Origin of the sequence: Cohnella boryungensis (assembly GCF_042651945.1) — a bacterium.
GTDB lineage: Bacteria > Bacillota > Bacilli > Paenibacillales > Paenibacillaceae > Cohnella > Cohnella boryungensis.
Window position 1 is genome coordinate 1 of the sequence record NZ_JBHSED010000046.1, and the last position, 4,550, is coordinate 4,550.

The following is a 4,550-nucleotide window of genomic DNA, read 5'->3' on the forward strand; positions in this document are numbered from 1 at the left end:
TTATGACCAGTTGGGTCGGTATAAATTAACGGATTGTTTTGAGCGTACGTATACAAATTCAACGTCAGCGGGTTATTCAGTTGGCCCTCATAGCTATCCTACGCTATAAAGCTCAACTTCCAAGACAATAGAACACTACCCCTAAAATAGCACTTCTTTAAGGATTTTTGTACCATTTTCAGTTGTTCGCGGGAGCTTCTTTTAAGTTCAAAAGAGTGGCTCCCGCGCCTTCGCTTGAGCTGTGCTTCTCCATTATTACAACAACAAACATTTCAAGCAGTTATCCACAGTCTGTTCTTTCTGGCAAGCGGTACGGCGTTTTATGCTTCAAGATGCCGTACACAATGTTCACCAGCCGCCGCATAATGCAGACGAAAGCCTGCTTCTTCGTCTTGCCTTCCGCCATCTTGCGGTGGAAGTATTCGAGGAAGGCCGGATTTCTCGGTGTTTTCGTTCCCCGGTGAACGACAAGCTGCCGGATCGCCAGCGACATGAAGATGTTGTGCAGGGAGCGGTCGCCTTGCTTGCTCTTGTAGTAGCGGCCCTTGCCGCCGGAGCCGGAGAAGATCGGGGCAATCCCGGCGTACCGTGCCAGCTTGTCGGCGGAAGAGAACCGCGAGACGTCCCCAATCTCGGCGGTGAGTTCCGCCGCCGTGACCACATCGACGCCGGTAATCGTGTCTAGTTGGCAATCAATCTGCGCCAGCATGTTCTCCAGCGATTCGTCAAACTCCGCAATCTCCTTCTTGAAGTAGCGAAGCTGCCGAACCTGAGAGCGAATAATGAGTTCCTTTTCTGTTACGTAATCGCCAGCGGCAAGGCCGTCCGTCTTCACGCTGCATAGAATCTGCTCCGCCTTCTTCGTAGAACAAGCGTTGTTGCTGTACTTGCGTAAGAATTTCGCAAGCTGGCTGGCTGTCATCGTTTCCAGATGGCGCGGGGAAGGGAATGCCCGCCAGAACGCCAACGCCGTTTTGCCGTCCACTTCGCTGAAATAGCTGCGGTAGCTCGGATAGACGTAGCTGAGTTGGACGTGCAGTTGGCGAACAACCGCCGACATACTTTTGGCAATGCCCCGGCGACGCATAACCAATTGCCGCATAACCCAGTAATGCTCGTCGGGCTTGAAGTCCGGCAGATGGTTCATGTCGTCGCGCAGCACTCGCGCCACGCATTCAGCGTCCCAACTGTCGTTTTTCTGCACGGTGGCATAGCTCTTGCGCTTGGCGCTAGAGAAGGCTGGGTTAATGGATTTCACCCGCTGATTCTGGCGGACGAGATATAACCCGAACGCCCATCCGTACCCGCCTGTGTCCTCCAGACCGTAGACGGCAGTCATGCCCGGCGTGAGGTGCTTGTTTACCGCCTCCAGCACGAACGGAAAGGCGGCCGGGGCGTTGTCGAACGTCATTTCACCAAGCTTCTCGTTCCAGCAGTTCAGGATGACGGCGGTATGCTGTTTCTTGTGCAGATCGACTCCGACATACACATAGCGGAGTTGTTCTGAATGCAAATGTTTAGCCTCCTTTGAAATGGTCGCACCCGTAACCAGGCGGAGCAGAGCGGCACCCTTGGCTCAAGCGTGAACTTCTTTCGAAGCCCGCAAGGACAGCAAAGCCAGTCTCTGTCCGGTCTAGCCGGATGGCGACAGATTTAAGGGCAACAGCCCTTACGTATTTCGCCTACGAAGATAAGCGAGATACGTAAATGCTGTTGCAATACAGCCGTGCCGGGCAGGCGGCATCCTCAGTTCGAGCGTCAGCTTCGGTCAAAGCCCGCAATGATAGCGCAGCCTGCCTGCCCGGTGGCGGGCTGTTCGGGGCAAGAACCCCTACGGATTTCATCCGGTAATTGGCGCATGAAATCCGTAGATGCTCTTGCAGGGAGAAGGGGAAGCCCGAAGGCTTACCCCTGCTTCATCTTCCAGACCTTCTTCCAGCCCTTAGGCGTGAGCGAATCGTCGGAGAACGTCTTCGGATTATAGCGCGAACGCACCTTGCGACTGCGGATACTCTCGATGACAACCTTGCCCGGACGGACGATAATCTTCTTAATCCAGCCGCCGTGCAGCGTCTTCTCCCACACTTCCGTCGCGCAGTTCGCGAAGTAGAGCCGTAAGGCGGCTTCAATGACGGCATTCGCGCCGTCCAGTCCGTTCTGCTCGGCCTTCTCCTTCGCCATGCGAATCAAGTCCCGGTCAATCGTCGTGCCGAATCTCACTCGTGCCATACGAACCTTCTCCTTCCGCCAGTCGAATGGTAATCTCGCCGGGCTTCTCCACAATCTCGACCTTGCTCCCAGCGGTGAAACCTAGCGCCTCTAGCCACTTGCCCTGCACCCGGATGAACGGCGCTTCCCTGTCCTTGGACAGCGGGCCTGAGCCATACAGAAAGGCGCGTGAAACGGTAAGCTTACGCATGAATCCATCTCCCCTTAAGTGGGGGAAACCGCAAGAAGCAGGGTAAAGCCTACACCTGAACCCAGCAAGAGTGGTATAATATTCCATGGTTGCTGTGACAGCCTAACGGCTGTACGTGTAGGTAGTGCGATTACCTGCATGAGCCGACAAGTGGTGCGAACACTTGTCGGTCACGGCAACTTCTTCCGTTCCCCGAAGTTAGAACAGCAGGCGGACCAGCGCCCCAAGTCCGTGCCCAGCGGCACCGAGGACGACCGCCGCCGAGATCACGGCACCAATCGCGCGGCATAGACCGCTCTCCTCCAGCACACGCACCCAGTACATCTGCATCCTCCTCTGCTCTCATGTCCGGCCGTTTGTACCGCCTTGATTCGGATGTGTCAACGATTGATTTATTACCGTCTGGGATTGTTCTGCTAACGAAGTCATCGTGCCGGGCATGGATTCAGAACTTTCAATTGGTTTACAAATGAGGTCGCCGAAAGGCACACAAATCGGTTGACATGAAGGCGAGCCGAATCACCTGTGAACGAAATCAGGGCTTGTTACCCGTCATTTTCCTAACCTCCGTTGGAACCGGGGGATCGTGAGAGACGGCTAACAAGCCCTGTCGTTCTATTCGGGATAAGACCGGCATCTTCATGCCCATTGAACGGAAACAGGCCGAACAACCTGTGAACGAAGTCAGGACTTATTTTCCGCAATCTTTGTATACCTGTCGCTGCTAGGCAGCGTGATCGGGAGCAGGGAAGATTAGCGGGCAATAAGTCCTGTGCGTTCCGATTGGGAAAGATGTTGTCCTGTTTTCGTTCAACACCAATTTGCGTTCCTGGCGACATAGCTGGTGTAAACCAGCATTGAAAGCTGAACATCCATGAGCGGCACGGGCTTTAGGATCAACCCCATCTTCCGAACGACTCCCCAAAAGTGACAATGGTTGTCACAACCCCAGTTCCCCCAATGCTTCGCGCCTTCCTTTTGCCCGAGAGGGGATACTTTCATGCCCGGATGGCTTGTTCTTTTTGCTTCTTTTTCCTGTTAACTGATTTGCCCTTTTTCGATTTTCATAGCTTCCTGAAGGGCTTGTCTTTTTAAGCGGTTTGTCTGGATCTCCCTAAATCACTGCAAATCGAGGTTGAACGAATGATTGGTCTATCGGCATCGAAGAAACCGGAAGGGGCTTGTTTAGGCGTTATTTTGATCATGGAGAGGAGAGAGCCTTCACTTATTCCATTCGTGGGTGCAAATCCTTTGTAGCGGAATAAATGAAGGAGGTTGGCGGTATTTAGTTGATGTGGCGGAGGGTGGAACGTAAACAAGCCAGCGGTTTCTTTTTAGGCTCGATATTCCAGTTCGTTCAACTTCATTTGCAGGAGAGGGGGAGATATGGAATCAGACCGCTTATAGGACAAGTGTCAGGAAGGAATAGAAATCGAAGGCGGGCAAATCGTTAATCCCGGAATGAAGAAGTATTGAAGAACGAAAGCCATCGGGGCATGAGACGTGTCCCGTCTCCAAGTGAAAGGCGCGATGAGCTGGAGAACAGAAGTTGCAACAAAACCATTGTCATTTGGGGAATCGTGGACGATGTGTGTCGATCCTAAAAAGCCTATGAGCATAGAAGTTAAGCAATCCCAACCGGCAATAAATCAATCGTTGACACATCCGAATCAAGGCGGTGTGTGGGCCGGGAACATGAGAGCAGAGGAGGATGCAGATGTACTGGGTGCGTGTGCTGGAGGAGAGCGGCGTAGGCCGCGCGGTTGGTGCCGTGATCTCGGCGGCGGTTGTCCTCGGTGCCGCTTGGCACGGACTTGGGGCGCTAGTTCGCCTGCTGTTCTAACTTCGGGGAAGACGGAAGAAGTTGCCGTGACCGGCAAGTGTTCGCAGCACTTGTCGGCTCATGCAGGTAATCGCACTACCTACACGCACAGCCGTTAGGCTGTCACAGCAACCATGGATAATTGTACCACTTATGCACGGTTCATGTGTAGGCTTTACCCTGCGCTTCTTGCGGGTTCCCCCCACTTGAGGGGAGATGGATTCATGCGTAAGCTTACCGTTTCACGCGCCTTTCTGTATGGCTCAGGCCCGCTGTCCAAGGACAGGGAAGCGCCGTTCATCCGGGTGC

Annotated in this window: 5 protein-coding genes; 1 reads left to right on the forward strand and 4 read right to left on the reverse strand. The window is 53.7% G+C overall.

Going from position 1 to position 4,550, the window contains the following annotated elements; all coding sequences use genetic code 11:
- Positions 1 to 280 precede the first annotated feature (280 nt).
- The 4 genes from ACFO1S_RS21115 to ACFO1S_RS21130 form a co-directional block, all read right to left on the reverse strand.
- Entirely contained in the window at positions 281 to 1,513 is a 1,233-nt protein-coding gene (locus ACFO1S_RS21115) for an IS110 family RNA-guided transposase (protein WP_204605592.1), read from the reverse strand.
- A 392-nt stretch (positions 1,514 to 1,905) separates the two neighbouring features.
- Positions 1,906 to 2,229 (reverse strand): hypothetical protein, encoded by a 324-nt coding sequence (locus tag ACFO1S_RS21120; protein WP_204605591.1) that lies wholly within the window; start codon positions 2,227 to 2,229, stop codon positions 1,906 to 1,908.
- Positions 2,198 to 2,419, reverse strand: coding sequence for a SymE family type I addiction module toxin (locus tag ACFO1S_RS21125; protein ID WP_204605590.1), 222 nt, complete (start codon positions 2,417 to 2,419; stop codon positions 2,198 to 2,200). Before ACFO1S_RS21125 ends, ACFO1S_RS21120 begins: the two co-directional genes overlap by 32 nt.
- Before the next feature lie 198 nt (positions 2,420 to 2,617).
- On the reverse strand, positions 2,618 to 2,743 hold the full coding sequence (locus tag ACFO1S_RS21130; protein WP_378127503.1) for a hypothetical protein: 126 nt from the start codon (positions 2,741 to 2,743) through the stop codon (positions 2,618 to 2,620).
- Between the two features lie 1,393 nt (positions 2,744 to 4,136).
- Between ACFO1S_RS21130 and ACFO1S_RS21135 the strand changes: the two genes are divergently transcribed.
- The gene (locus ACFO1S_RS21135) at positions 4,137 to 4,262 is read left to right on the forward strand and encodes a hypothetical protein (protein WP_378127504.1); all 126 of its coding nucleotides are present in this window, start codon (positions 4,137 to 4,139) and stop codon (positions 4,260 to 4,262) included.
- Positions 4,263 to 4,550: the final 288 nt, after the last annotated feature.

Excerpts from the sequence above, each read along its gene's own strand:
- ACFO1S_RS21120 (WP_204605591.1), bottom strand. The coding sequence starts at position 2,229 with ATGGCACGAGTGAGATTCGGCACGACGATTGACCGGGACTTGATTCGC.
- ACFO1S_RS21125 (WP_204605590.1), bottom strand. The coding sequence starts at position 2,419 with ATGCGTAAGCTTACCGTTTCACGCGCCTTTCTGTATGGCTCAGGCCCG.
- ACFO1S_RS21130 (WP_378127503.1), bottom strand. The coding sequence starts at position 2,743 with ATGTACTGGGTGCGTGTGCTGGAGGAGAGCGGTCTATGCCGCGCGATT.
- ACFO1S_RS21135 (WP_378127504.1), top strand. The coding sequence starts at position 4,137 with ATGTACTGGGTGCGTGTGCTGGAGGAGAGCGGCGTAGGCCGCGCGGTT.